The sequence below is a fragment of the Pseudoalteromonas sp. SaAl2 genome (assembly GCF_052947895.1).
Genome location: NZ_CM129605.1, coordinates 2,587,037 through 2,612,319 on the forward strand (window position 1 = coordinate 2,587,037; position 25,283 = coordinate 2,612,319).

The following is a 25,283-nucleotide window of genomic DNA, read 5'->3' on the forward strand; positions in this document are numbered from 1 at the left end:
CTTTTTATTCAAAAAGCCAAGTGTTGTTACTTTTTAAACTCACTTTAAATATGACTATGCATCCAGTAATGACGTCGATTGGTGATATCGATAGATCGATAGGGGTCAAATCTTGACTTCACACATCAAACAATCTCGAAGTTTTTCGTATTGTAATTTAACCTTCTTATCTTCAATCATTAATGCATTTAATCTACCGACAGTTTTTGATAGAGCCGAATAGTGTTTAACATTAAATATATCTGCTAATGCCTGCAAATTTAATCCCGTTAAATCTTGGCATAATTTAATGGCAAACCAACGGGGTAAATTTTTCTCTTTTCGCCCCTTTTTAACAATTACTATATCATCTACCTCAACACCAAAGTATTGAGCTAAGTAGGAGATTACATCTTCTGCTGAGTACTTTTTAACAACAAGCTTACTTTCACTATTTGGTGATGCGATATGGTCTTTTATATTTTCAATAAAGCCCTCACAGCCCAGAACCGACAATAACTTTTTAGCATTATAAAAAGCGCTTATTTCTTCACTGTTTTCAAACTCCACAAACTGCTTATAAGCTGCATATTTATGCTTTTTGCCTTGGAGATCGATAGGGGTCAAATCTTGACTTCACACATCAAACAATCTCGAAGTTTTTCGTATTGTAATTTAACCTTCTTATCTTCAATCATTAATGCATTTAATCTACCGACAGTTTTTGATAGAGCCGAATAGTGTTTAACATTAAATATATCTGCTAATGCCTGCAAATTTAATCCCGTTAAATCTTGGCATAATTTAATGGCAAACCAACGGGGTAAATTTTTCTCTTTTCGCCCCTTTTTAACAATTACTATATCATCTACCTCAACACCAAAGTATTGAGCTAAGTAGGAGATTACATCTTCTGCTGAGTACTTTTTAACAACAAGCTTACTTTCACTATTTGGTGATGCGATATAGTCTTTTATATTTTCAATAAAGTCCTCACAGCCCAGAACCGACAATAACTTTTTAGCATTATAAAAAGCGCTAATTTCTTCACTGTTTTCAAACTCCACAAACTGCTTATAAGCTGCATATTTACGCTTTTTGCCTTGGAGCGAAAATATAAAATCTCGAACGAGCCATTTAGGCACCGCTACCCTTTTAATAAAAGCGGAATAGCTAGACCATTGATACTTAGCAAGGTCATCTACCAGCGGGGTGCTCGTTTCAATTGGATTACGATGAATATACCGACTAACATGCAATAAGTAGTTATCAGCATCCACCAACACCGCTTTGTAGCGCCCTCGAAACAACGCGCCATCTGTATTATGTGTTCGATTAAAGTGTTGAGTATAAAGGCCATTAATATGCTTCATGGCTCGACCTAAATTAGCATCAGGGGTTTTGATGAGTAGGTGGTAGTGGTTGGTCATTAAACAATATGAGTGCACTTCAATATTAAAACGAAGATTTGCTTGCTCAATGCAATATAAAAAATACGTAAAATCGTCATCGCTCAAAAAGGTATTTTCACGCCCTCTTCCACGATTCATCACATGATAAAACGCATTCTCATACTCTATTCGCAGCGGCCTAGACATAATGATAAACTCAATGAGCAATAAACTATAAATCTAGACCATTGATGTATGAAGTCAAGATTTGACCCCTTTGGTTTCTTTGGTTTTCGCGCGAAATAAATTTTACGGCTAAATAGATTCCAGTATAGTTAACTTTTTCTCGAAAACTCTTTCATTCATTAGTTTTGGGTAGTTCTTTAACAAGAATTGAGTGATTTCTGCTTGGTTATCAATAACATTATTTTCAGCGCTGATACTCATAAACCCATAGTCTATGATAGTTTTTAAATCACCAATGTAAGTAACAGTATCTTCTTTGACTTCAAAGCCTTCATTTTTGTCTAATAGGAAGTAATGGTTACCAAATATAATTTTCCACCATTTATAGTGACCAACAGGAAGTTTGAATATATTATGATCGCCATTTTTATCAGGTGTAAACTCTACCTTTTTTGAAATACCTGCATCATTATTTTCCCCTTGGTAAACCGCTATATATTTTAAATGAGGAACAAATATATTACCAACTTCATCTGTATTTGAAATTAAATTTGTAACAACTATTCCTTCAGAATTACTTATACTCTGTCCATCTATATGTTTTTCTTGAATCATAGAACATGCTGATAAAAGAAGCGTAGCAATAACAAATATTGTACTTTTTAGAGATCTCATCATATTTTTAAAGTTTTAATTATTTTGCGTTAATAGTACCCAATTCGAAACAATAATAAAATAATAAAATTAAGAAATGCATAGCTGCCTTAGACCACAATCCGTGGGCTTGAATTCACACTTCCTAAGTCAAACACCAATTTCACGCTTAACACCCTCCCCGTCATCACGCCCTGAAAATAAGCAACTGATGAGTAATATAGCGCATGGCAGGATTTTGTTCCCGACAAATCCTAAGTACCTACATCCATATAGGCAATGCGCGGTAAGGCGAAACTAGGCCATGGGTGAAAAGCGTAGCTTTGAACGAGAGGCCATGGATGGCCGAACCGGGGAGCGTACAGGGATGTGAAAGACGGCCTATCTTCGCCGTTTACGTTCACATTAATTGTGATATGAAGGAAACAGCGTGATGCTAGGGTGGAAAAATTCGCAGCTAAAGCCAGCTCCTACAGAGTGTCCAGAGAGGGGTCAGCGGCAGCTCCGTTTTGACTCACCAAGCCAGCGCGACAAAACCTTGAATAAGGTTTTTAATGTAGGTCGCGGATTTATCCCGACAAAATATAAAAAGTTAGCGAGTTAGAAAGCTTCAAGTTAGCGAGCAATGAACATATAACCACATGCGCCAACAAGCTCAGCGCCTACGGTGGTTAACTCTCTCATTGGTGTTAAATCATTCGTGGCTAAAGCCGACTCCTACAACAATATTTAACCTCTGTGCAGCGCGAAGCGCCTCTGAATTATCTGTGATGAAACTCACTTATCTCCCTAAAGGACGACATACAATTTAAGCCACACCAGGTTTCTTGAACTTTGTATGCAAAACCAAGTGTTGCTACTTTTCAAACTCATCAATGATTTTGAAATATTTAATCCTCTTACCTTGCATTTACCTAAAAAGTGGACTTGATTTAAAAAGTAATGAAACTTCATAAAAAGGATTTTGTAATGACTAAACTCATCGTTATTATTGCTTGGTTACTTTTTTGTTCGCATGCTTACGCGACAAATATTTTTCAGCTGAACTCACAATCTAAAAATATAAATTTAACCGATATTCAACCAAACCACCCACAATGGAATGCCAGCTCAATTTATGTCGCCGGTGATGTTGTGACACATAACAACAGCTTATTTATTGCCGCTTTTTGGGTTAAGGGCATTGAACCGATAGAAAACCAACCCCATTGGGATGGTTGGATTTGGCTGCAAAATACAGTGATAGAAAAGTGGCAAGCAAACAAAGTGTATCAAGGAGGTAACCTTGTAAAACATGGACCCGACTATTACCTTGCCCGCTACTGGAATGAGAATAACGAACCTAAACCCCACAGTAGTTGGCAACGTATTAAAGATTTATTTTATCTAACCCCAGAACTACCACCTGAACACCCTGACGACTATAAAACGTTGGACGGGGTTGATCAAAATGACAACGGTATCCGCGACGATTATGAGCGCTATGTGTATGAAAAGTTTGATTCTCCACAGCTCATCACCTTTAGTTTAGGTGCCGCTTCAACGTTGCAACTGGTTATTGATATTGAGCAAGGGCGCATACCAAATTTAGATACTGAGATTGGTAAGCAGATTATTTTGGATTTTATAAATATTAGTATGTGTACAAGACAGCTTCAAACTAAGCACCCACATTTTAGAAACCCAAAACTTATGTACTTCAATACAATAGACAGAGCCTACGCAAACCGTAAAAGCCAAAATAAAATTAGTGACTATATTGCTTGGGATGACGATTTCCATTATGCAGCAGATAAAAACTGTAACCCCTTAGAAGGAGCAATCAAATGATTAAATATCTAATAGTATTTGCTTTAATTCTCACTAATTATGCTTCTGCAAGTTATCAACCTTTAGATAGGTACTGTACCAAACAAATTGATCAACTGAGATTATTTTATATAAATGGTATGTTTACAACAGAAGATGATTTTCGTGAAAATTTGTTTTGGTTAGATAATTTTCAAGATATTAAATTAGGTAATTACCTTAAAGGTAGAAAGCCAACGGGCAACTATAACAAAGATGAAGACCTTCATATGCAAATATATGAAGTGGCAAAACAAAAATATGGCGATTTATCCCCTTTTTCAAACAAGTACCACCTCATTACTGCAATAGTCGGTGGTACCGTCGACTCTCTTTCTCAGGAAAATATAGCCCATGTTGAATCTGTAATTGAAGAAGTGTTTTCAGATGTAACTTATTCAAAGTTAAATGATACTGATTATAGGAATGCCTATCAAAAGCTGCTGTTTCAAATGCATTCTTGCAACCGTATTATTCTTATTGGTCACTCACAAGGTAACTTTTACACCAATGCACTTTTTGAAGACATTATTTCGAATTATCAATATACTGATGGCTATTACGCGTCAGATTACTCCTTAGTTGGTTTAGCTTCTATAGCAACACCGACCAGCTCTCTAGGCGGTAATTTAGGAGAAGAGTACGCACACCTGATTTCACACCTCACACTAGATCAAGATGAAATAATGCGAGCTGTAAGAGTTTTATTCGGGAGCTTACCATCAAACTTTTCAATGTCTTCTTTATTTGATAATACTGGACATGGTTTGATCGATTCTTATATACGCAACGATAATGTGGCAACAAAGATCGGCGAAGGGGTTGAGGCTTCTATTTTAAACCAAACCCCTTTCCCCTGTTTGAACAACATCCTGTAAATTCAGATGCTTTTTCACACATAGGCTACTCAACAATCAATAAAGTCCTTGATCTGAAATTTGAATCAGGAAGCGTTTACCGTTATTACAATATCCCAATTTTAGTATGGGATGAATTGTATTACTCAACATCCATGGGGAAGGTTTTTAATGATAATATTCGAGGCCAATACCCTTTTGATAAGCTAGATATTGACAGTATGACTTACCTAAAAATTACATCACTTGAACCAATTGCAAAAGTTGAAAAATAACTAAACATTGGACTAGAAATAAAAAGGGTGAGCCACGAAGCTCACCCTTTTCAATAATTATCGTTTGGGAATAGCGATTGGATTCCCAATCTATAATTTCATTCCCAAACTATAATAACTCTGATCAATTTCATGATCAAAGTTGTTATAGATTGGGAAAATGCAGTTTTTTAGACCGCATTTTTCGTTATGGAGTTTTTAGTTATAGATTGGGAATTTTAATAGGATTTAACCATCCCCAATCTAAGCGTAATTATTATAGTTTGGGAATAAATAATTGAAGCTTAATATTTTCCATACCATTTATCTTCACAGAGAAGGTTTCACCAAAAGTGAATACTCATGTTATTAACATTGTTATCAAAAGTTTCTTTTACAAGCTTACTTCGCTCATTGAAGTACACAGCTGAAAAATGGTTACTCAATTGAAAACACAATTAACTTAAGTAAGTAGCAAACTCAGCATTCAATTACTGAGAAGAAACTCAAAAAAGACTTTAGCCACCTTAAAGCTTTACATAAAAATTAAATTTAAATAAACGACATAAATGCTATTTCCAACTTATATAGCTTCCTCTACGCCTATGAGTTATGTCTGCATGTAATATTAGTAAATCACTTGTATTTAATTATCTAAAATATATCTGTAAATATCTCGCCTTCACATTGGTAAAAACTAATACTGGATGAAAAACCATGTGTACAAAATGGGCAAACTACCCAGTCAACCTTATCAATAAATAAAGCGTTAGCTTCAAGTTGCTTTCGCTTATCATAGATGTATGAGTTCAAACCTTCCCATTCATAATATTGGTGGTCAGCGTTACTTTTAGCGCTTGCCTTCCGGAAACGATAAGCTTTAAAGCCATAGAAAAGGATATCACGCTCAACTTTGCTAAGCTGATGTATCTTTTTTCTAAAATCAAATAACCCTTCTTTGGTAGCAAAGTGGCTAATTGTACGTTTGGGTAAACTATTCTCTAATGGAAAAGGAAGTGAACCTTTATCTAAAATACTTTTTGTTTCATCTATCCATTCTCCTAATGGATAACTAAGAATTTTTCCATAACCATGACAATGTTGGCAGGAATTTGTATAAAGATTGAAAGCAAATTGATCGGGGAAAACTCGATCAACAATTTTTTCTTTCAAACTTAATAAACGAATACTGTGATAACTTAGCTCATTAGATTGTTCACGAATTACAACAACGCCAGAACCTTTCAAATATGCAGACTCAAGACTTTCGCTAGAAGCTAAGCAGCGCCAATCATCATCTTCAAATAAGACAGTTTTAGTAGTTAAAGCTGATAGTATTTTTTTTCTTTCTGTCAATGGTACGGATGGATAACGCTCCAATTGCCGCATAAACGGATTGAAAAAGTATTCTTTTGGCCTCCGTGCTATTACAGCTCTTTGTAGTGTTTCCCAATCGCTATAAAAAAAACAATTATCGTCTGGTACTATGATCTCAAAACAATTTTTAAACTTTTTTTTCTCGTTCAAAGTTTTGCTGTTGGCGGTATATCTTAGGAATAAGTTGATAGCGTTGATTATTTCGCTCGGTACGTGGAGCTCTTACTACTTTAGTTATCGGCTTTATGCTTTCGAATGCTAAACTATTCTCAACATAATCAATCTGAGAAGTTTTTCCTAAAATTTTAGCCTTAGCCTGCTCCATGATTAGTTGATGATTTAGACTAGGAAATTTTAACAACCTCTCTTCAAAATCTAATTTTTGAATACTGTGAAGATCAGCCTGATATATGTTCGCATCTGTTTTCACCACGCCACTACGTCCAATATCTGTTATGTAGTCACATTGGTAAATAAAATAAGGGTTGTGCTCAATAACAATAACCGTAGCATGGGCTAGATGTTCGCGTAATATTGACATTAGACGAGCAACAGCTTGATTGTCTAGACCACGACAAGGTTCATCAAGAACCACAACTTGTTGCACATTATTGGGCCGCCTCTTTTTTTGCTTGTTATTCAACCAATTAGCGAGTAAAAACTTAGCTAACTTCAATCGCTGAAGCTCACCACCACTAAGGGTTTGTGTTTCCCTGCCTAGATGTAAATGCCCTAATGAAAGTGCTTCTAGGGTTGTTATAGTAGTGTGTAATTTAGAAAGATCTTTTTGTGCTGCTATCCAATGAAAGTTAGAACTCAATACTTGAGGAAGGGAGACCGATTTTTGATCAATTTCAGCGCAGAATAATGCAACTTCAGCACGAAACCTTGAACCAAAGCACACAGGGCAAGTCTGTTTTATTTTATCCTTATTAGCTCCGCGGCCGTCACTTACTTCAACAAATCCTTTACCGGAGCAGTGTTCGCAAGCACCACCTGCATTGAAACTAAAATCATTAGGTGAGTATTTTCCCGAGCTTTGTACAGAAAAGAACTCTCGCAATGTATCAAGAATACCAAGGTAACTGGCTACAATTGAGCTGGATGCACCAATAAATGGACGACTATCTAATAATTCTACAGAAAAGTTTTCCTGAATAAGCGCAGGGTAAAGCATCTCTCGGCAAAGGGTAGACTTCCCAGAACCACTAGCTCCTATAATTGTATTAATTGTATTTTTAGGTATGCTGAATCGATTTAGCTGCATATGCCTAATAGGTTGCAGCGTTAAGGTTAGCAGCTCTTTTTCTACTAGCGGCGCAATATTATTAGAAATAGAAAGCCCTTGAAGCTGTTGGTCAACCGTAAGTGCTGGACAATAGCTCCCCCCATCTACCCCTGCTTTAGGACCTATACACAACACTCGGTCCGCATAGGCTTGGTATAGAGGGTTATGCTCTACCAGTAATATGCGATTACCTTTCATTTTGATAGTTTTTAATAGCTCGATAATCGCAAGATTGTCTTTAAATTGTAAATTCGAGGATGGCTCATCTAGGATATACAAACGCTCGGAAACATCATCTAACAGTGCAGGGAGTAACTTCAACCGTTGTAGTTCGCCTGAACTTAATGTGGTTAGAGGGCGCTCAAAGTCGATATGATCAATAGCTAGTGCATGTAAATATTTCAATAAGTTCTTTAGCTGGCTTATAATCGGGTGAGTGACTTTTATATCGTCAATGGCATGCTGAAGTTGTTTACCATTCATTGCTAAATAGTCAGGCAAAGAACGTCCATTGACTTTAGCTTCTCTGGCTTGCCAACCAAAACCATTACCGTGACAAGCTAAGCAAGGTTCGTTTTTTAAAAATGTTTGTGCAAATTTATCTTTGCTATTAGATGCCAATTTATCACGTAACGTTTGCAACACAAGATCTCGTTGCTCTTTGGGTAATTCGTGAAAGCTTAATTTTACATCTACTCCTGCTTTTCTTAACACAGCCGTTAACCCTGAAGGCAAAAACTTAAATCCTTGATAACGTCCTGCTTTGGTTTTCTCTACATCAAGAAACTCTTTAGTTAGAGGCACATCGGGAATAATCACACTGTCCAAATTGTAACTGATTCGTTCCCCTGAACCATTACACTTTCGACAATATCCAGCAGTAGAAGATTGAGTCGAGCGAGAAAATAATTTTTGGCTAGGTAATCTAAAAATTCGACAGTATTCGGGGTTGAACCCATGTTGATCAAATTCGATTTCATCATGATCATATTCATCAATTGAAGTCTCTTCTACGCACCGTGAGTCCAACATAAGTACAGGCACTGAATTAAGCTTCTTTAGCTTTTCTGCTTCTTCCGTGCGCTCTATCGCAATAAATCCCTCGTACTTTTCAATTTGTTTTGGGAGCTTACTTAGAGGTACCGACTTTAATGTCAACTTTCCTTCAGCACGCAATAACAATGAACTGACTTGGCTTTGAAGTAGTTGTTGTCTCAGGTTTGTACTTAAAGATTCAAAATTTAATACACGTAAAAATAAACATGAGTTGCTATAAAACCGTTGCTGGTGAACAAATATTTCCGGAAGAGTTGGTTTTACTATTAGGTGCTGATTATGAATAACCTGCCCAGCTTCTACAAAGTACTTAACTAAAAGATCGTTAATCCGAGAACGGGTACCAAAACGTATGTTTTCAGCAACATGAGCACTACGCTGGCTAATAATTGTTGGTTCGGGTAGTGAAGAGCAGCTTCTAAACTTAGGTCTTACTGCATAGTGTAAAATTTTATCGCTCTTATTGCGTATTTTTTGCTGCCTTAACGCTTCAGCTGCAATTACTTGATGCACTAAGGTTGACTTACCTGAACCACTAACACCACAAATGACAACTATCTCATTTGGCATCATATTAAAATCTAAATGCTTTAAATTGTTTTGAGTAATATCAGTAAAGGATAAGGCTTCATCCATGTTGATTACCATCCTCTCTATCATAAATATCAAAAACTTGAGAAATTACTTTTTTATAAACGCGACACATTGGGCTCTTACCATTCACTCGGTAAAGCGGACACCCTCCTGCGCACACAAAACGATACTTACAGGATTGACAATCATCGCTTAGACCGAAGTGTTTATGCTTGCCTGCACGGATTATACTTAATAAATTTTGCTCGCCACTAAGGTGCCCTAATGGCTGACCTTTCTCAAATTCGGTATGGCAAAAATATACTGAGCCATCAATATAAATAGCAGCTGCATGGCTCCCCATTGAACAAGGTGTGCTTGCTGCTTCATGAGTACGTAAATCAGAAAATATGACACGACGACTTACTGGATAGCCATCTTCTATCGATTTATCCAGTAAGGTATTCACTAAATCCATCGTCTGCTCAAACTGCTCTGCGGTCAGGTAATCACCTTTAGCATCAGATATACGAAAAGTCATATCTTTTTCTATAAGATACTCAACTAAAGCAGGTACTCCGAGATAGTTATCCCCAGCGACAGTAATCATGACACTAGGAAAAACTCCTCGCTCACGCAATCGGTTGATATTAGTCATCACTGTTTTAAAAGAGCCAGCCCCATTTTTATGTTTTCGATGTTGATCGTGAGTTTCACCCAAGCCATCTACGGACACAGAAATGATTACATTATGCTTTTTAAAAAAAGCGACCATTTCATTTGTTAATCTCGTAAGGTTTGTAATAATACGCAAATCTAAATTTATACCAATGCTTTTAAGCTGCGTTCTTAACCATTGAACTCCCTCTTTCCATGCAGAAAAAACCATTAGTGGCTCCCCTCCAGCAAGTTTCAAGTGCACAGTCTCTAAACCCTTAGTTTCTTTGAAGTGCTGAAATAGCAAAGAAAATATGTCGCTGCGTAAAGTTTTATCGCTATATAAAGAAGGGATATAACAATAATCACAAGCTAAGTTGCAGCTATCAGTAACCTGTAGCCAAAGGTTAATACTTCTAGCAATTGGTTCAGTCTTTCTTACCCTAGGAGCTTCTAAAGGCACCAAAATATTTTCTGAAACTAATCGTTCTATGCGCTTAAAGTTCTGAGCCTCTTCTTCTGCACTAAGTTGCTTGCTATTACTTATTTTTTCTAAAATTTTTGCTGAGGGCGCATCTATTATAATGACATCATCACGATGTGTTGATTTTTGAATAAAGTAAATATCACCAAAATGATCATGCTTTTTGGATTCAAGACGACACAGTGCGTTCAATACATATTTCATAAGTTAAACCGTATACTCGCCATCTTCCTAGATCTCCAAGTTTTATTATCAGCATTAAAACTGACACTGCACTCACCTCGCCGATGCAGCGCATGATGATTTGAAAGCACCAATAGATCTCCCGCATCCAAACAAATATCCTCAGCTACATCTATCATCGCAGCATGAAGCTGTGTCATATAAGTTTCTATTTCTTTTTCTTTGAACTTATCGCCGTACATACCATCAGTTACTAAATGTTGGTGGAACTTGAATTGTAGCTGTCCATTAGATCTATGAAGCAAAGGTACTGAAAAATGTTGTCCATTTGCGAAGTGGTAGGGCAAATTTCGCTGCAAAATATCCTCAACGGATAAACCAAATCCAGAGCTTAATCGCTCTAACAAACCTGACATTGATACGATTTGGTTTCGCCCATAAATGGGGTGCTTGGGATCCGTTTCTAAACACAATAATCCAATATATTCAGGAGGCTTATCTTGAAACATAAAATCTGTATGGAAACCTCCTGTACGCATTTGCTGCGAAAAGTTATCACTATTGACTTCGACGGAGTATTGATGACAAATGCCGCCTACACGTGGCGAGCAATATAACTGCTCATTGGAGATACGATTAATTACTTTCTCAAATTCAATAACATCAATCCCAAAACCTCGGATAACTTGATACCCTTTATCTTGTATGGATTGAACATCTATTTTAGTAATCGAATGTGGCCTAAAGAAGGTTTTTGAAGACGATGGTAGGCGCGCAATATTATCACGCCTACTAGAACCTTTTTCACTCATCATTACTAAGCGCTTTTTAAAAGCGCTGAGGTAGATCCTCCAATACTAAGCTGGTCAACATGACAAGGACAGACCTGTGGGCATTTTTGTGCAACACTATCTTTACTATATAAAGACTCATTAAATAAATTATGCCAAAGCTCTTCTGATTGTGCCTGAACATCTACCCATTGCTGTTGGTTCTCTTCGCTTAACATACCGAAGTATGGGTAATGATGGAGGAACTCACCGAATAAAGCGTTACAATCTTGCATATATGCACGAGTGTCTAAAATATGCATATGCCAGATTTCATCAATATCCGCATTTGGAACAAGCTGTATACCTCCAAGCGCTTTAGTCACTGCCATGTAGCGCTGATAGTCAAGAATAGCCTTCTCTGCACGTTCTAAACTCCATTGTTCGGGGTTCGAATCTATTAATTTCTGTATTGCTAATTCAAAGTCCCATTTTTTAGTTTTAGCTAAAGCTTCAGTAAAAGTATGTCCATTAAATGACTGCATCATAATTATTTTTCCCTTATGTATAATTTGAATTAAAACCCTTTATAACAATATCAGGTAATTATAAAAATGCTAGCGTGTTATTGGTATTTACACTTGAGTTCGGTACTTAAAGAATTAGTACAAAAAAGGCACTACCGAGTTGACTTTAACACTTGACAGAATTAATCAAGAAAAATTGAATGGCCCACCAACAAACTCTCTAATTTTTTGAACTGCCATACACTACTGTCAAGCATAAACTCTAAAGCATACTGAGCATTGAACTCTGGTTTGGTTTATTTATTCAGTGTTCACCCTGAATACTATAGTTGAATACCTAGTTACGCTCCTTATTGATACAGGTAATATATGAGATACGCATGATGGCATCGCGGCTTTTGTTACAGTATATTATTTGTATGCTTATCCATATTCACTCTTACTTTTTGTTAAAGTATGTATTCTTAAAATCGTTTAACCATTCTCTATCGTGCTTATAAAGCCACATATACTCTTTATCTACTGCCTTTCTAAGCTTAGAAATAGATGGTTTAACAAGCGTGTATAGTGCAGAGATAACAGCATGTCGCGCGGCTCTTCTGCGGGTATAAAACCTGATGCGTTGACGCAGTATTTTTATCGCCGTTTGCCCAACTAGCACTTGCTCGATATCACCTACTGATAAATTAAAATCACGCGCTATTACTTCTGTCGGTTTCCCTACGATTAACTGTATTAAGATAGACCTGTGCATTGTGCTGCTAACTTTTCGGGTATGTTCTTTTAGCGCTATACCATGCACTCTAGCAAGATTACGAACAGTTGCTGCACTGACATTCGCTTTACAAATAATATCCCTTAAGGGCATACCTGACTTCAATAATGTTAATGTTTTCTTATGGCGCTCTTCGTCAATATTCGCTTGTGGCTTGGGGTGTTTAACTGCATGTACATTAATGCTTTCTCCTTTTCCGTAAGCCACAATAAAATCACCAAAGTGCTCGAATAAAAAGCTAATAATTAATATATGTTTAATTGGATGGTGGCTTGAATCATCGTTATAGAAAATGTTTGCAGGAAAGCCCTGCTCAGCCGAAGAGTGTAATAACTTGCGGACTCGCTCATCATGCATAAGTGGAGCAAAGTACGCTTTCATTTTATTACGCCACTGTATATGCCGAACAGATTTCGTTGTTGCCAAGCCTTTATTAATAAGCCTCACTGCATATGTTTGCCCAAGCTTAGCGCGATCAAATGAATAGTCATTTAGGACAAAGTGATTTATTTCCGCAATCTTAAGTAGCAGTGGGTTTGTACAGTCAGTGACTGAACTGCCAATCTCAGGGAATACAAGCTGCTTACGCGCTTTAGGTTTTGAAACAAGCATGCATTCATGCTTTAAACAAACCATAGAAAGTGGCAATTGATGCTCTAACAACCAAAATGACTCACCCCATGATAACTCTTGCTCTGAAGCGCAAACAGGGCAATACCTGTGTATGCCTTCATCCATAAGGCGGTTTGCCAGCAGTCCAAGTACTTTGTAAGCTGCACTACCATCTCCGGCCGTTAATAAATCATAGGCTTGTTTTTTCACTTTCTCAGGTGAGAAAGCAGAGTAATATTGAAACAGTGTGTGATTATCAATAAGGCAATCAACCGTGCATGATGTTAACGATGATAATTGGTTTAAATAGGATGGAAAAACCGAATTAAGCTGAATATTTTTATTTTCAAATTTATTTATCATCGATTGTGAGAAAGACGTTGATACGTCATTTAGCACTATACGTGCTGCTATGCTATATATTGTCTCACCAGCATAAATTCGAGGTGATATTTGTATCATTCGCATAACTCGTCCTTGTTTAGCTCTTTGACTACGCGGCGCTCTCTTTTACTAAATCACATATATCTAGCGGCATTACAATAGGTGGGATCTCACGCTTTGTATTTGAAGTGTTTAGTATGAATTCTAAAGACAAGTCGAGCTCGTCTAACGTTAGAAACAAATCTATGAGCATTAAATAGAACATGGGATGAAAGTGCATATAAGGCTCTAAAAAGCCCATCAAACCTACCACTGAATTTAATGGATAGTGTCCTGATATCAACTTACCCCACCCAAAGTAATGAGTATAAACTGAGCTGTTAAAGCGCTTTGCAAGTACATTTTGCATGTACTGCACTCGCCGTACCTGATACGGGTTTTTCTATCATAAGTATAAACACACACTTTTTGACGAAGTAAATTCAACGCTCGGAGTTTACGTTCTTCTGGGGGGATATTTGTTAATTCAGTAACCCAGTGCAATAAGGCAGCATCTTTTTCGATATCCCTTTGTGAAGCAAGATTAGGCTCACTGTTGGTAGGTGGTAAAGAAAAATGGCAAGCATCAATTCTTTCTAGTAACGCATTATGTTTACTGCACACACGTTTGTAAAAGCATTGATGTGAAACATGCAGATAAGTCGTTCCATACTTTTGTTCATCTTCCTGTGCGCAAGCCGGGCAATAACGCCAATGTTTATCTTGATAGACATTTAGCGCATTATTAAACTTGAACGTAGATAGCTTTATCAATATATCTTCAATACTTGAGTCTGCAAAAATTGATTCATCTAAAAACAGACTGTAGTCATCAATATTAGTGAATTTACTTATAAAACTCGCTAATGAGTATTTTGATGAAAGTGCATTTGCAATGCTCAGAGTATAGTGAACACCACATCCGGCGTGGCGACTCTAATTTAGAATGACACCCATTAATTTCGATAAATGACTCAAGCGTCTCAAAGCGAGTCATTTGAAACCAACGATAAAGAACACTAGCTGCATGCTCATTAGGAAGCGGAGTCGGTATTTGATGCATAACCCCCTCACTCCTTCTCATAACTTGCGACAATTGAATTTGCATCTATCATTTCATCGCCTTCGTTAATTCGCTCTACACTTGAAGCAGCTTTTAAATGATGTTCACTAGTGCGTTTTCGGGCTGGTTTTGGAGTGTATGCCTCGGCCTCAGTGTAAAACTCAGAGACAGTTGCTTCTGGGTCATGGATATTATTTACTTTCTTTTTAGAGCCCACCACATCGTAGTCTTTTCGAAGCTTAGTAAGGGGCGCATGCCACGTTTCCATCCTAGCACTGTACACTTGCTTAAGTAGCTTTAAACAGTCAGGCTTATTTCCTTTTTTTAAGAGCGAGTGGTAGTTACGTATGAATGCGATTGAAAGCACTGATATTGCATCAGTCACTCCAGCACAAAATACAAGTAGCTGTGTTTTAAATTCAACGCTGTTTACTTCACTATTTTCAAATAACGAGGACTGAAAATAAGCAGAAAATAGCTCTTCAAATTTCGGTGATTTGATATGCCACTGTTTGATTTTAATATGTGCAACAGAGTTTAATCTGCGTACTGTTTGCAACTTAGTAGCCTTTGTAAGTACTTCATTTTCAGTACTGTTAAACGTTAATAACGCGTCATCTGTTGTCGAAATAATAACTGGTACACCAATCTTGTTAAACAATGCTTCAATTTCTGGTAGCGTAGGAGCATCTTTGAAATTTGTTGAGGGGTTTAACACAAACTGCGCTTCATCTATGTGTATTAAACCAATGTTATATACAACAGCTGCCGTTTGCATTGCATGAAAAAGTTGATCGATAGAATCTCGTGACTTTACAAAATCCCCTTTAACATCCCGCTCTAACACGCGTTCTAACTCATTAAAAAAATTATGAGCAAGCGCTTTACGACTGCGAGATGCTTGCATATCAAATGACATCCACACTACCTGTTTTATTTCAAAGATCTGACCACGATACTCAGTATGTTTTATGACTTGTGGAAATGTACTTAAAATACGACGAATTAACACTGTCTTGCCAATCCCCGCCTTTCCGCTGACTAAGATGCTTGGGGCGGTCGCTACATACTCGCTTGGTTGTAGCACATTAAATTTATCTTTCGTCTTTAAGCGAGTGCTAACACTGTTCGCTAAGCGTCGATTGTCCGCGTCTAGCGGGTTTCGCTTTACGTAACATTTGCGTATTTGTGTATAGACGCATTCATAGATTTGATATGCTTCCAGTGTAGGGATATAAACTAATTTCAAATCATCAATACAATCATTCGCATCAATCTTCGATAAAGTATTTAAATCCTGAGGTAAATGTTTAAATACATACATTAACTCTGTAAACTCATCTTCGCTAAGAGCAATAGGCAGCGTTTCAATTAATGGATTGCCCCGATACTTCCATAGAGACTGAGCTTGATAATTCGCTTTAATTAGTGTTACTTCCATCAGTATATATCCTCACAATCATAATCATCGTCGCTATCAGATTGCTCATTAGCCCCCTTTCTGAGTGAACTGACTTGCATTATATTAGCTAGCTTTTCAGCTTTCATTCGTTGTTCATCTTCAATCATGATTGCTTTACGCTCTGTAATACCACCTTGTATCGTTTTTTGCGTATTTGGAGGCGCGTCTTTAAAGTCATTATTCAAGCGATACTCTACAGCTTGTTCAACTTCATGTTCAAAATTGACCAGCGCATTTTCTTTCTTATGCTCTAATTCTTTCCGATTTCCTTTTATTTGATTAAGTTGATACTTTGCTTGCAATTCAGTCATGCCTTCATACATCTCATACTCTTTTTTGAGTGAGAGAGGCTGAAGTTCGCCTTCCTCATCTTTGAAGTAAATAGTGTCTACTGTGCCGCCGAGGCTTATCACATCAATTTTAAAACGAGCGCTTGTTGCTTTTGCAAACCATCCTTTTCTCTCAGCCCAATCGCTGAAGTACCCTAAACCTTTGAGACTAATTTCGTTTCGATGAACTGTGGCCTTAAGTTTTGGCATTAGCAGATAGACAAGCTCTGGGAGCCGCTTTTGTGACATCCTTGGACGGCCTAACAGCTCATCACTCATTAAGTAGGACCACATTGCGGACGGCGTTTGTATGACTTCGTTCATAGCCATTTCAGTTGTCAATAAGCGCTCACGAGAGTTCATCGTGTTATGGATACAAATTGCTTGTATGATGAGTCGATGAACATCTTCAATTAAGAGAACAGCTCGTTGAGACGCATGCTGAATACCAGCGTCACGTTCTTTCTCTACTGACCCTGTAATGTTGGAAAGAAAGCCTTGAATAATATGCAATATGTGCTCTACAGTGCCTTTCCCGGCTCCATTGGCTGGTGGGCAATAATCGGCAATAGCAATACCTAGCTCTCCTTTTAATACCATATTAAACTGTTTAGTAGCATTCTCACCACCATTATCAAGGCGAATTGACAAGGGGAGATGTTGACATGACCAATCATCATCATCGATATGTACATTGTATTGCTTTGCATACTCTTTCTTATTTTGGACACAGTTTACTAATGCCTCTGCAACACTTATCCATTTTGGCGAACTAAAACCAAGCGAGTAACCCATTACCATCTGTGTTCTTACACACACTACGATACACAAAGTCGGCTTGCCCGCAGCTTCTATTTTTTCTTTATTCAATGGGTAAGCAACATAAAGAGGCAACTCAGTTGAGTCTGACTCACAAAGTTGGCCTGCACGAGTAGCGCCTTCAAAAGCGCTGCCTACCATATCTTTGCGATTATTTTCATAAGCAGACTTACCTACTTTTAAAACTTGCTGCTGTTGCGGGTCAAACGCTTTATTAAATAAACGTTTAAATTGCTGATAATTAATTTTTTTTGATTCATCAACAGCAAGCTCAAAGTGTGTTTCTCCACCTCTTTCAACGACTACTTCTGTAGAACAATGCTCTTTCAAAAACAGAATATGCAAACGCTTTAAACAAAATTTCCCGTCCTTTTTATCTACACAGTTTCGAACTGCAAGTCGTTGAACTTTTACAATGTCGCTTGGTTCGATCATTCTCGTCCTCAAAACAGGAAGAAGAGTGTTCTTTGGCCCGGGTTTTGTTTTATAAACTCGCTTACCATTACCCACATTTCCGTACGCAATTGGTAAAAGCGCATTCTTACGACATCCATTCGAAACATAACGATTCAATGCCCGTCGAATAACTTTTTCATTAACGTTTAAATCAGCTGCGCGCTCTGCAATTTGATATCCGAGCATCCCCTGCAAGTATTTTAAGATTTTCTCATCTGATTGAAATTGTTCTATCACAGACCAACTCGCTTCACGCTTTTTCAACCATTTCGGACACTCTACACTTAACTTCTCATCACTTACACGTGAGCGCTCATCATGCATATGAAATAAACTACAACCGTCGTCATCAAGCGAGTGCTTAAAGAGCGTGCGTGCATGAGTAATCGTTAGCGCAAGCGGTTTTTGCGGCTCAACTTTGCTTTTCATTTGCGTTAAATTTGTTATCACAAAGTATTGAGCGTAATCTTTACTCTCGTTAATCACTCTTGAGACAAAAAAACTCATCATCTGCATCAAATTTTGCTTTAAACTTTTCAACTCCGATGGGAGTTAGTTGTAATTTATCATTTACAGCAAACATTTATCTCTTCCTCCTCTGACTGAAAAGCAAGTTTAATAGGTTTGTGCAATTTAATTTCTTGCATCAAATCGATTGGTAACGCATTTCTAAATATTGCGTTCGCAAAAAGTGTCATACTATAAGATGGCTCTATATGCAGTGATGCAGACGTTGCACTCAATGACTCTCGCAGGGTGTGGCTCGGATGTTTAATAACATCATCTAGAAGAGTGGTTACAAACTCATTTATTTCATTTACGCATATACTATTATCGTATTTATCTATGCAATTTAATAAGTTATATGCCTTACTTTTTGACACGTCATCTCGTAAGACTTGCTCACTACGCACACCAAATCGTTTCCAATACGTTTCTGCAATCTCTAGTTTTTGGTTCGTGCGTGTTTGATTTCGACCACCGATACTATATTTAAATGCATAAGCAACACGATACTCTGAGCCATACTCATCTCGATATGTGATTAACAAGTCAGTAGTAACAACTGTCAATTCGCCAGTTAAATGTTTCCGTGGATGGATAACATCTATCTCGTCAGCAATCTCTTGAGTAAGCACATAGTCAAGCGGATATTGCTCTTTAATTTCAACTACATTTGGCTCAAACAGTTTTGTAATGTAAAGATGTTTTTCCCCTTGACTCATGAAAGTGATTACACGTTTTTGAATTGGACAAAAGAATATAGAGCGCGTGCCCGCTGACATAAAAGTACTTTTAACGTATGGGATATGAACGCCGCGCTTTTTAGCTTCGTTAAACTCTCTAATTTTTCTATTTGTCGCTTCAGAAACGCATAACGTTTTCATTTTACTGTCTCACTTTAAGTCTTATCTATTTTTAGTAATAGAACAAAATGAAAAGTTAGACAAGTTGAATTTACACTTCAATAAAATGTAAGCGCATGTTTTAAAATATCTTTTTTTGGTTTTAATTGTAAAACAAGAGCTAAAAAGACAAATACCAATTTAAGCACTAAAAAGATAAACTGTAGAAAATAAAACATTAAAAACAGCAGCTTAAAAAAACAAAAGACTGTTTTTTAAATTAAATTAGCAATAAATTATGTAAAAAATACACACCCCAAAAACTGCTCATAATTGAAAAAAGCACTGTATACCTACACATTAAATTGGGTTTAATCTAGGCTTAAAAAACAGAGAAGCAAGTTTATTTTTTGCGCCCACAAAAACTTAAAAACAGATTTTGAGGATTTAATTATGGCAAAAGGCAGTAATTTAATGGAAATGGCGGCGGTAAAAATGGTGGAAATAATAGCTACGCAGTTATTGGCAGAGGCGAAGTATCACGAGCTCAACTTGTAAGAGAAGTAAAGCAAGGTCAACATCCCGACACTCGTGTATAAACGAGATGGTGTCGAATATGCACGCAACAACCCAAATCACGATAAGCCCGACAATATAAATGATTAAGAGAGTTGTAGCTGAAAAGGGATTCAGCTATTTTTATTATGCTTCATAAATTGATAAAAGTGCTTCTTTAATAATGATTTAGAAACACCTATTTTACTACACCCCAGTTTTAATCCTGCAAAACTTTTGTAGTAGGCGTCTCTGACTTTATCAGAAACAACTATTTCTAGGGTTTGCGGCTCAATTGACATTAAAAACCTGTCAAATAGCCGATGGATATCTACTCTAAGACATAAACCATTCTGTAACACGTTAGATTGCGCCCCTTTGTAGGGCATTATGTGTGCTGCTTCAAGCAAGGCTTGCTCTTCACTACCTGATATCGCACATTTCAAATAGAAATTATCCAGAATAAGTGCCCTAAAGCCTTGTTGACCAACCCTAGTTACTTGAATTCTGGTAACTCTACTTCTGTTATCTTCAGATAACGCATTTAAATCCAACAGCTCTTTTTGAACAGGTTTGTTTAAACTTTCATGTTCATAAAGTTCATCATCTATCTCGTCAAAATCTAAACCGAGAATATGAGGGTGTTCTAGAAAAGCTTTCCAGTGCTTCTTTTGGTTATCAATTTTATTGGCATAACGGATAATTGCTAAAGCTTCACAAGCGGCTGCAACTGAATTAAAAGAATAATCTCGTTCTTCCCATAATTTTATAATCTGCTTTAAAGGCAACTTAATGAGTTGTGATCGGCTATGTTTTTTTCTATCAAATGGATTATCAACTTTAATCGCTTCTTGACTTGCACAGTGATCAGCCCGAACGAAAGCATCACTTTTTACTTTATTTTCAAATTCAGTAATATAGTCATGATTTAAATAACTTTCCCAGCCTTGATAGCTATCAACATTTCCATCATTTACATCCTTAAGAGCAAGCACCTCTGCCGCAGCTTCTTTTGTTCCACATAGCTCATACCTATGCAGCCAAACCTCTGAGATTTCATCAAGACTAAGTTCATTTACATCTTCTGGATCATAAACATATAAATGAAGTGGTACCTCATCACTTGGGCTATTTAAGTCAGGCTCTTTTTGCTGAAGCTCATCTAACTCATAAGAATATGTTTGGGACGTTATGAGCGAAGCATCACGGTCTATTTCGAGTGAACTACTCAGATATGAATCAGAGCTCTCCTTAGCTAGAAGATACCGCTCTACATTAAACTTAGGGCCGTAGCTTTTCTTTTCGAGCTTTCTGCTAGCTAACTTTCTCTTACTTGTTTTCTTACTTATTTCATAGTTGCTTTTCGCGTCATCAAAATTTAATGAGCCTATAAAGTCACTTAAATCTTCTTTGCTTGATTTTTTTGCATACTTCTCTCGAAACACTTCTTTCTCAGCTTTACTTAACTTCATCCGGTGTTTTGAAAAAAGCTGAAAAACGTCCTCCACCCTATTTCCTTTTGAATAGAGCCTTAAAACCCCTTGCTTAAGCTCTAAAGAAAGATTATCCATAATTTTCCTTTAATTTAGTCTAAGTAATTCTATTTTAATTAAAATTTAGCTTGATTAATAGTTTATCCCTTAGATCTCACTTACAATTGTCGTACTCACATAAAGTTTGTGAATTAACTATATTTGACCATTCGGCCTAACAATAGGGGTATAAGTCGCATCAAAACTTGTATTATCAGTATTTCTAAAAGCTAATATTAGGCGTCTTTTCATATCAATATCATCACTAAATACGGTAAACCAAATCGAAAACATTCCTTTTGCCGTAGCTCGTTCGACTAAGATATCTCTGATATCACAACTGTCATTATGAAGTAATTTATCTCTATTTATTTTCGCTGCTTCCCACTCTTGCTTTCTATGTAACCAACGTCTGTCCTTATCTGAAGGTTTAACGAATCCTTCTACTGTGGGATCTGGGTGTTTGTTTAACCCAAGTAATTTCCATGTGTTTTCTATTTTTTTTGTAAAGCACAAGTAAAACCAGTATTAGGGGTGACTTTACCTTCACTCCCATAGTTAAAAGCTCGAAATGTATTATCAGAGTCGGGCCAAAGGTAATCAGATAAATTTATATAAACACTTCCTTTTGATGAATTACAATTAACGCAAGCTAGTAGGAAATTGCTCCACTCATATGTCAGTGAGGGAACCTTATCTTTTGGCAACTTGTGTTCAACGTGTATTCCACAAGTGACTAACCTTTCACAATAAGAACAAAACTCACCCAAGTGTTCTATTAGGTACTGTTGCGCACCATTGTATGGATTAAAAGTACCTCTATCGCGTCCCTTTCTTACAGGCCTCATTTAAGTACCTTTCTTCTTATTAAAAATCACCTCTCGCTCAAACTTTAGCTGAGCAACAAATGCTGGATCATCGCTAAACGGAACCATTAACTCATCCAACCTATTCTTTAATTCATTAATATTATCTTGGTTCTCGGCATCATTTAGAGCTAAATAATATTTTTCTGCTGCTAGCATCATTTCTTGATAACGTTTACTTTTTTGAGGAAGTTTCACACCTTGGATGTCTTCGACAATATCCTCAAGGCTTTCATCATAAAATTGACTTTCAGATTCTCGCCCTAATTGAAGAAGCTTCCCATCACGAAGTGATTGAATCAAAAAAGGAGAATGTGTTGTACATATGAACTGAATTCTTGGGAACGTTTTCCTAAGGTTTTCTATAATACCCCGTTGCCATTTAGGATGTAAATGCAGATCCAGCTCATCAATCAAAACTACGCCTTTAGTTTTTTCATTCGCCTCTCCTGAGAAATGCGGATTTAAAATAGCAGCTCTTCTTGCTAAGTCACAAAATAAGCCAAGCATTGTTCTTTGCCCATCGCTCAGATGTTCAAAGGGGATGATATTACCATCTTCAAATTCGATCATTATGCGACTTTTTTCAAAGTCAAAGTTCAACCCAGAACAACCTTCTATAGAAGCTTTTGCTGCGGCCTTAATTGATGCTAAAACCGCTGTTTCTTTCTTCTGTTGAAGTGATGCTAATTCATGCTTAAGAATCCATTCTCCAACTGCTTCGTGATCCGCACCTGTATGAAAACAATCTACAAAAGGGTCAAAACGAGAGTACTTTGCCTTTGCTGATGACACCGTATTCAATTCGTTGTGAGGGAGCCACAGTCTGTTGCATTCATAAAAAGCTAATAAAGGTAAGTCAAATTTCTCGCCAGACTCAATAAATTTAAGGATATCAGCACCTAGAGTACTAAATTTTAAATTGTACCATTGAGAGTAGCCTGAATATTGAATACTACCTTCAGTTAGAGTTTCCTCATATCCTTCAGATTTGCTCCTAGTCCATCTAGCAATACAACTTTTTTTATTGTTATATCTATCAATAATCGTTGCAGTACCTTTTGCCGTTACAGATGTTACTTTGGATTTATCGAAGCTATTATCAATCTGAATTTCACGTATTTCAGATTCTTCTATTGGTCTTCTATTTTTTGCATCTTTAATATAAGAATGTGCCCACCCCCAGCGCAGTTGCCACAGCACGAAGTAAAGAGGTTTTACCGCTTCCATTTTCACCAATTATTAAATTAAAACTACTATCAAAAGAGAACTCTTCTTCCTCAAATAATTTAAAATTAGTAACTTTTAGTTCATCGATTCTCATTAATAAAGAAGCCCTAAAGAGTTTTTACTATTACTTTGAGATTTTTCTGATTCAATTTTACAACATAATGAACCATACAATCCATTTTATAAGTTTCTGTAACTTTTATAATTTTAATTATTTCTAGAGATTTCGTTATCTTCAAAAAAACACTAAAGCCAAAACTTGCAACCTTCATTGTAATTGGTGCTCTTTGATATAAAATAGAGCTTTAGTAAGAATAGTATTAGCCCACTATCGGACTAGTTGAAAATACAGTTATTGATTTTACACCTCTAGACAGAGCCACATATAAGTTTTGACTATTCATATCATCAGCATTTTGAATTAAAACATGATCGGCTTCTAAGCCCTTTAGTAGCAACGTACTTCCTATAGCCCTATAAGGAACCCTGTTTTCTCCATTATGTCTTCTTGATTCTCGAATTACTTCAGCTGATTGAAGAAAAGTATAAACCGGGTTAGAAGCTTTTAGTTGCAATGCTTCTTTGATAGCACGGAAAGCTGATGTTCGAAAGACTCTGGTATTTTCTGATTCCTCTAATGCAAGTACTAATGAAATAGCTGCTTCAGGACTGAACGAATCGCGCATTTTGATATACGCTAATTCGATCGCAGTGGCTGGAGTCCTATTTCGACCCTTAGCGATTGATTCTGCTCTTTGTTTTAATTTAGCTTTCTCAGTACCAGACATCATTGTTGTTATAACTGTCAAAAACTGCTCTAGACAAGCTTGTCCATTGAAATTATCCAAAACATTTGCCAAGTAGACTACATCCTTCAAGTCAACAGTTTCAACAACATCAACACCATTTACTGAGCTTGCGAAGCTATGGCGAGATTCAGCCCGATATGGATTTCCAATAATCAAAAGAGAGTCATTATTGTTTTTCCTAATTTCGTACTGTGAATCGACCTGCTGCTGGTGATCCTCTCTATCGTTACCTGTTAGCGGCTTCCAATATATGTAATCTGGACAGGTGGTTAGATCTATTTTGTTGCCTCTTGCCAACTGAGCACGACTCTCCAATAACCAACTTCCCAAGCCGTTAGTACCAGAATTTCCCCACCGCCAAGGTGTATTTAACTCACAGATAACTGGAAAGCTGACTAGAACCTCCGTTTCCCAAACGGGAAGTTTCATGCCTCTAAAGTTGAATATCCTTTGCATTGGATCGCCAAATATTGTTGTTGGCAATATGTTGGACAAAGTACAAATAATATTGTGTTGATCAAAATCACAATCTTGGTACTCGTCAACTAATAGCCTTGAGTATGTAAAATTAAGAATTTCATTGATCGCTCCAGCGGTTAAATAACTTAAAACTGACTTTCTTAACTCAGGATAGAACTTTCCCGGCTCATCGACACTAGATTGAACTGGGCAGGAATTATTGAATGAATTAGCAAACTTCATACACCAACCATCTATTGTAGTAACCACACAATTTTTAGTAGGGATTTTCAGCTTGGCTAGACGTTTTTTCAAAGCAGCTACGCCAGCGGTGGTGTGAGTAAGAACCAGATATGGTGTAGGTTGAGGTTGTCCTAAAATCTCAGTTAAAAGATGAGTCTTGCCACACCCTGCTGGCGCTATTACAGCTCCATTACCGCTATTGAGTACAGTTTCTATCATA

23 protein-coding genes are annotated in these 25,283 nt (G+C 37.0%); 3 read left to right on the plus strand and 20 right to left on the minus strand.

Annotation, left to right across the window (positions count from 1 at the left end):
• Positions 1-105: 105 nt before the first annotated feature.
• The 3 genes from ACU8V8_RS12280 to ACU8V8_RS12290 form a co-directional block, all read right to left on the minus strand.
• The gene (locus ACU8V8_RS12280; protein ID WP_446887684.1) at positions 106-606 is read right to left on the minus strand and encodes a hypothetical protein; all 501 of its coding nucleotides are present in this window, start codon (positions 604-606) and stop codon (positions 106-108) included.
• On the minus strand, positions 603-1,577 hold the full coding sequence (locus tag ACU8V8_RS12285; protein ID WP_446887685.1) for a transposase: 975 nt from the start codon (positions 1,575-1,577) through the stop codon (positions 603-605). The genes ACU8V8_RS12280 and ACU8V8_RS12285 overlap by 4 nt, the downstream gene beginning before the upstream one ends.
• Positions 1,578-1,685: 108 nt before the next feature.
• Entirely contained in the window at positions 1,686-2,171 is a 486-nt protein-coding gene (locus tag ACU8V8_RS12290) for a hypothetical protein (protein WP_446887686.1), read from the minus strand.
• 1,008 nt (positions 2,172-3,179) lie between these two features.
• On the opposite strand from ACU8V8_RS12290, the gene ACU8V8_RS12295 reads away from it, so the two are divergent.
• The 3 genes from ACU8V8_RS12295 to ACU8V8_RS12305 are packed head-to-tail and all read left to right on the plus strand — an operon-like array spanning position 3,180 to position 5,190.
• Positions 3,180-4,040, plus strand: a complete 861-nt coding sequence (locus ACU8V8_RS12295; protein ID WP_446887687.1) for a chitodextrinase — start codon at positions 3,180-3,182, stop codon at positions 4,038-4,040.
• Positions 4,037-4,936, plus strand: coding sequence for a KTSC domain-containing protein (locus ACU8V8_RS12300; RefSeq protein ID WP_446887688.1), 900 nt, complete (start codon positions 4,037-4,039; stop codon positions 4,934-4,936). The genes ACU8V8_RS12295 and ACU8V8_RS12300 overlap by 4 nt, the downstream gene beginning before the upstream one ends.
• A 53-nt stretch (positions 4,937-4,989) precedes the next feature.
• Positions 4,990-5,190 carry a KTSC domain-containing protein gene (locus tag ACU8V8_RS12305; RefSeq protein WP_446889638.1) on the plus strand — a complete coding sequence of 67 codons (201 nt, stop codon included), beginning with the start codon at positions 4,990-4,992 and terminating at the stop codon, positions 5,188-5,190.
• A gap of 633 nt (positions 5,191-5,823) precedes the next feature.
• Here ACU8V8_RS12305 and ACU8V8_RS12310 read toward each other — a convergent pair.
• The 17 genes from ACU8V8_RS12310 to ACU8V8_RS12390 all read right to left on the minus strand — a co-directional run bounded on the left by ACU8V8_RS12310 (position 5,824) and on the right by ACU8V8_RS12390 (position 25,282).
• Positions 5,824-6,696 carry a hypothetical protein gene (locus tag ACU8V8_RS12310; RefSeq protein WP_446887689.1) on the minus strand — a complete coding sequence of 291 codons (873 nt, stop codon included), beginning with the start codon at positions 6,694-6,696 and terminating at the stop codon, positions 5,824-5,826.
• Positions 6,674-9,526 carry an ATP-binding cassette domain-containing protein gene (locus ACU8V8_RS12315; RefSeq protein ID WP_446887690.1) on the minus strand — a complete coding sequence of 951 codons (2,853 nt, stop codon included), beginning with the start codon at positions 9,524-9,526 and terminating at the stop codon, positions 6,674-6,676. Before ACU8V8_RS12315 ends, ACU8V8_RS12310 begins: the two co-directional genes overlap by 23 nt.
• On the minus strand, positions 9,519-10,808 hold the full coding sequence (locus tag ACU8V8_RS12320; protein ID WP_446887691.1) for a radical SAM protein: 1,290 nt from the start codon (positions 10,806-10,808) through the stop codon (positions 9,519-9,521). Before ACU8V8_RS12320 ends, ACU8V8_RS12315 begins: the two co-directional genes overlap by 8 nt.
• Positions 10,805-11,602, minus strand: a complete 798-nt coding sequence (locus tag ACU8V8_RS12325) for a TauD/TfdA family dioxygenase (protein ID WP_446887692.1) — start codon at positions 11,600-11,602, stop codon at positions 10,805-10,807. Before ACU8V8_RS12325 ends, ACU8V8_RS12320 begins: the two co-directional genes overlap by 4 nt.
• Positions 11,603-11,604: 2 nt before the next feature.
• Positions 11,605-12,105: a glycine-rich domain-containing protein gene (locus tag ACU8V8_RS12330; protein WP_446887693.1), complete on the minus strand. Its 501-nt coding sequence runs from the start codon at positions 12,103-12,105 to the stop codon at positions 11,605-11,607.
• Positions 12,106-12,523: 418 nt separating this feature from the next.
• Positions 12,524-13,939: a TnsD family Tn7-like transposition protein gene (locus tag ACU8V8_RS12335; protein WP_446887694.1), complete on the minus strand. Its 1,416-nt coding sequence runs from the start codon at positions 13,937-13,939 to the stop codon at positions 12,524-12,526.
• A 25-nt stretch (positions 13,940-13,964) separates the two neighbouring features.
• Positions 13,965-14,273 carry a hypothetical protein gene (locus ACU8V8_RS12340; protein WP_446889672.1) on the minus strand — a complete coding sequence of 103 codons (309 nt, stop codon included), beginning with the start codon at positions 14,271-14,273 and terminating at the stop codon, positions 13,965-13,967.
• Complete coding sequence (locus ACU8V8_RS12345; RefSeq protein ID WP_446887695.1) at positions 14,195-14,668, minus strand: TniQ family protein; 474 nt, start codon at positions 14,666-14,668, stop codon at positions 14,195-14,197. Before ACU8V8_RS12345 ends, ACU8V8_RS12340 begins: the two co-directional genes overlap by 79 nt.
• 296 nt (positions 14,669-14,964) lie before the next feature.
• A complete protein-coding gene (locus tag ACU8V8_RS12350) occupies positions 14,965-16,398 on the minus strand; it encodes an ATP-binding protein (protein ID WP_446887696.1) in 1,434 nt (477 codons plus the stop codon).
• On the minus strand, positions 16,398-18,539 hold the full coding sequence (locus ACU8V8_RS12355) for a hypothetical protein (protein ID WP_446887697.1): 2,142 nt from the start codon (positions 18,537-18,539) through the stop codon (positions 16,398-16,400). The genes ACU8V8_RS12350 and ACU8V8_RS12355 overlap by 1 nt, the downstream gene beginning before the upstream one ends.
• Before the next feature lie 50 nt (positions 18,540-18,589).
• A complete protein-coding gene (locus ACU8V8_RS12360; protein ID WP_446887698.1) occupies positions 18,590-19,411 on the minus strand; it encodes a TnsA endonuclease N-terminal domain-containing protein in 822 nt (273 codons plus the stop codon).
• A gap of 647 nt (positions 19,412-20,058) precedes the next feature.
• Positions 20,059-21,495, minus strand: a complete 1,437-nt coding sequence (locus ACU8V8_RS12365) for an HNH endonuclease (protein WP_446887699.1) — start codon at positions 21,493-21,495, stop codon at positions 20,059-20,061.
• A 117-nt stretch (positions 21,496-21,612) separates the two neighbouring features.
• Complete coding sequence (locus tag ACU8V8_RS12370; RefSeq protein ID WP_446887700.1) at positions 21,613-21,972, minus strand: hypothetical protein; 360 nt, start codon at positions 21,970-21,972, stop codon at positions 21,613-21,615.
• The gene (locus tag ACU8V8_RS12375) at positions 21,951-22,304 is read right to left on the minus strand and encodes an HNH endonuclease (protein ID WP_446887701.1); all 354 of its coding nucleotides are present in this window, start codon (positions 22,302-22,304) and stop codon (positions 21,951-21,953) included. Before ACU8V8_RS12375 ends, ACU8V8_RS12370 begins: the two co-directional genes overlap by 22 nt.
• On the minus strand, positions 22,305-23,552 hold the full coding sequence (locus ACU8V8_RS12380) for an AAA family ATPase (RefSeq protein WP_446887702.1): 1,248 nt from the start codon (positions 23,550-23,552) through the stop codon (positions 22,305-22,307).
• Complete coding sequence (locus ACU8V8_RS12385; protein WP_446887703.1) at positions 23,482-23,646, minus strand: AAA family ATPase; 165 nt, start codon at positions 23,644-23,646, stop codon at positions 23,482-23,484. The genes ACU8V8_RS12380 and ACU8V8_RS12385 overlap by 71 nt, the downstream gene beginning before the upstream one ends.
• 226 nt (positions 23,647-23,872) lie before the next feature.
• On the minus strand, positions 23,873-25,282 hold the full coding sequence (locus tag ACU8V8_RS12390; RefSeq protein ID WP_446887704.1) for a UvrD-helicase domain-containing protein: 1,410 nt from the start codon (positions 25,280-25,282) through the stop codon (positions 23,873-23,875).
• Position 25,283: the final 1 nt, after the last annotated feature.

What these genes read in the sequence shown, in the direction of transcription:
- ACU8V8_RS12325 (WP_446887692.1), bottom strand. Translation starts at nt 11,602, where the DNA reads ATGATGAGTGAAAAAGGTTCTAGTAGGCGTGATAATATTGCGCGCCTA.
- ACU8V8_RS12365 (WP_446887699.1), bottom strand. Translation starts at nt 21,495, where the DNA reads ATGGATAATCTTTCTTTAGAGCTTAAGCAAGGGGTTTTAAGGCTCTAT.
- ACU8V8_RS12360 (WP_446887698.1), bottom strand. Translation starts at nt 19,411, where the DNA reads ATGAAAACGTTATGCGTTTCTGAAGCGACAAATAGAAAAATTAGAGAG.
- ACU8V8_RS12355 (WP_446887697.1), bottom strand. Translation starts at nt 18,539, where the DNA reads ATGCAGATGATGAGTTTTTTTGTCTCAAGAGTGATTAACGAGAGTAAA.
- ACU8V8_RS12335 (WP_446887694.1), bottom strand. Translation starts at nt 13,939, where the DNA reads ATGCGAATGATACAAATATCACCTCGAATTTATGCTGGTGAGACAATA.
- ACU8V8_RS12295 (WP_446887687.1), top strand. Translation starts at nt 3,180, where the DNA reads ATGACTAAACTCATCGTTATTATTGCTTGGTTACTTTTTTGTTCGCAT.
- ACU8V8_RS12300 (WP_446887688.1), top strand. Translation starts at nt 4,037, where the DNA reads ATGATTAAATATCTAATAGTATTTGCTTTAATTCTCACTAATTATGCT.
- ACU8V8_RS12290 (WP_446887686.1), bottom strand. Translation starts at nt 2,171, where the DNA reads ATGATTCAAGAAAAACATATAGATGGACAGAGTATAAGTAATTCTGAA.
- ACU8V8_RS12320 (WP_446887691.1), bottom strand. Translation starts at nt 10,808, where the DNA reads ATGAAATATGTATTGAACGCACTGTGTCGTCTTGAATCCAAAAAGCAT.
- ACU8V8_RS12330 (WP_446887693.1), bottom strand. Translation starts at nt 12,105, where the DNA reads ATGATGCAGTCATTTAATGGACATACTTTTACTGAAGCTTTAGCTAAA.
- ACU8V8_RS12285 (WP_446887685.1), bottom strand. Translation starts at nt 1,577, where the DNA reads ATGTCTAGGCCGCTGCGAATAGAGTATGAGAATGCGTTTTATCATGTG.
- ACU8V8_RS12350 (WP_446887696.1), bottom strand. Translation starts at nt 16,398, where the DNA reads ATGGAAGTAACACTAATTAAAGCGAATTATCAAGCTCAGTCTCTATGG.
- ACU8V8_RS12375 (WP_446887701.1), bottom strand. Translation starts at nt 22,304, where the DNA reads ATGAGGCCTGTAAGAAAGGGACGCGATAGAGGTACTTTTAATCCATAC.
- ACU8V8_RS12315 (WP_446887690.1), bottom strand. Translation starts at nt 9,526, where the DNA reads ATGGATGAAGCCTTATCCTTTACTGATATTACTCAAAACAATTTAAAG.
- ACU8V8_RS12390 (WP_446887704.1), bottom strand. Translation starts at nt 25,282, where the DNA reads ATGATAGAAACTGTACTCAATAGCGGTAATGGAGCTGTAATAGCGCCA.
- ACU8V8_RS12385 (WP_446887703.1), bottom strand. Translation starts at nt 23,646, where the DNA reads ATGAGAATCGATGAACTAAAAGTTACTAATTTTAAATTATTTGAGGAA.
- ACU8V8_RS12380 (WP_446887702.1), bottom strand. Translation starts at nt 23,552, where the DNA reads ATGGAAGCGGTAAAACCTCTTTACTTCGTGCTGTGGCAACTGCGCTGG.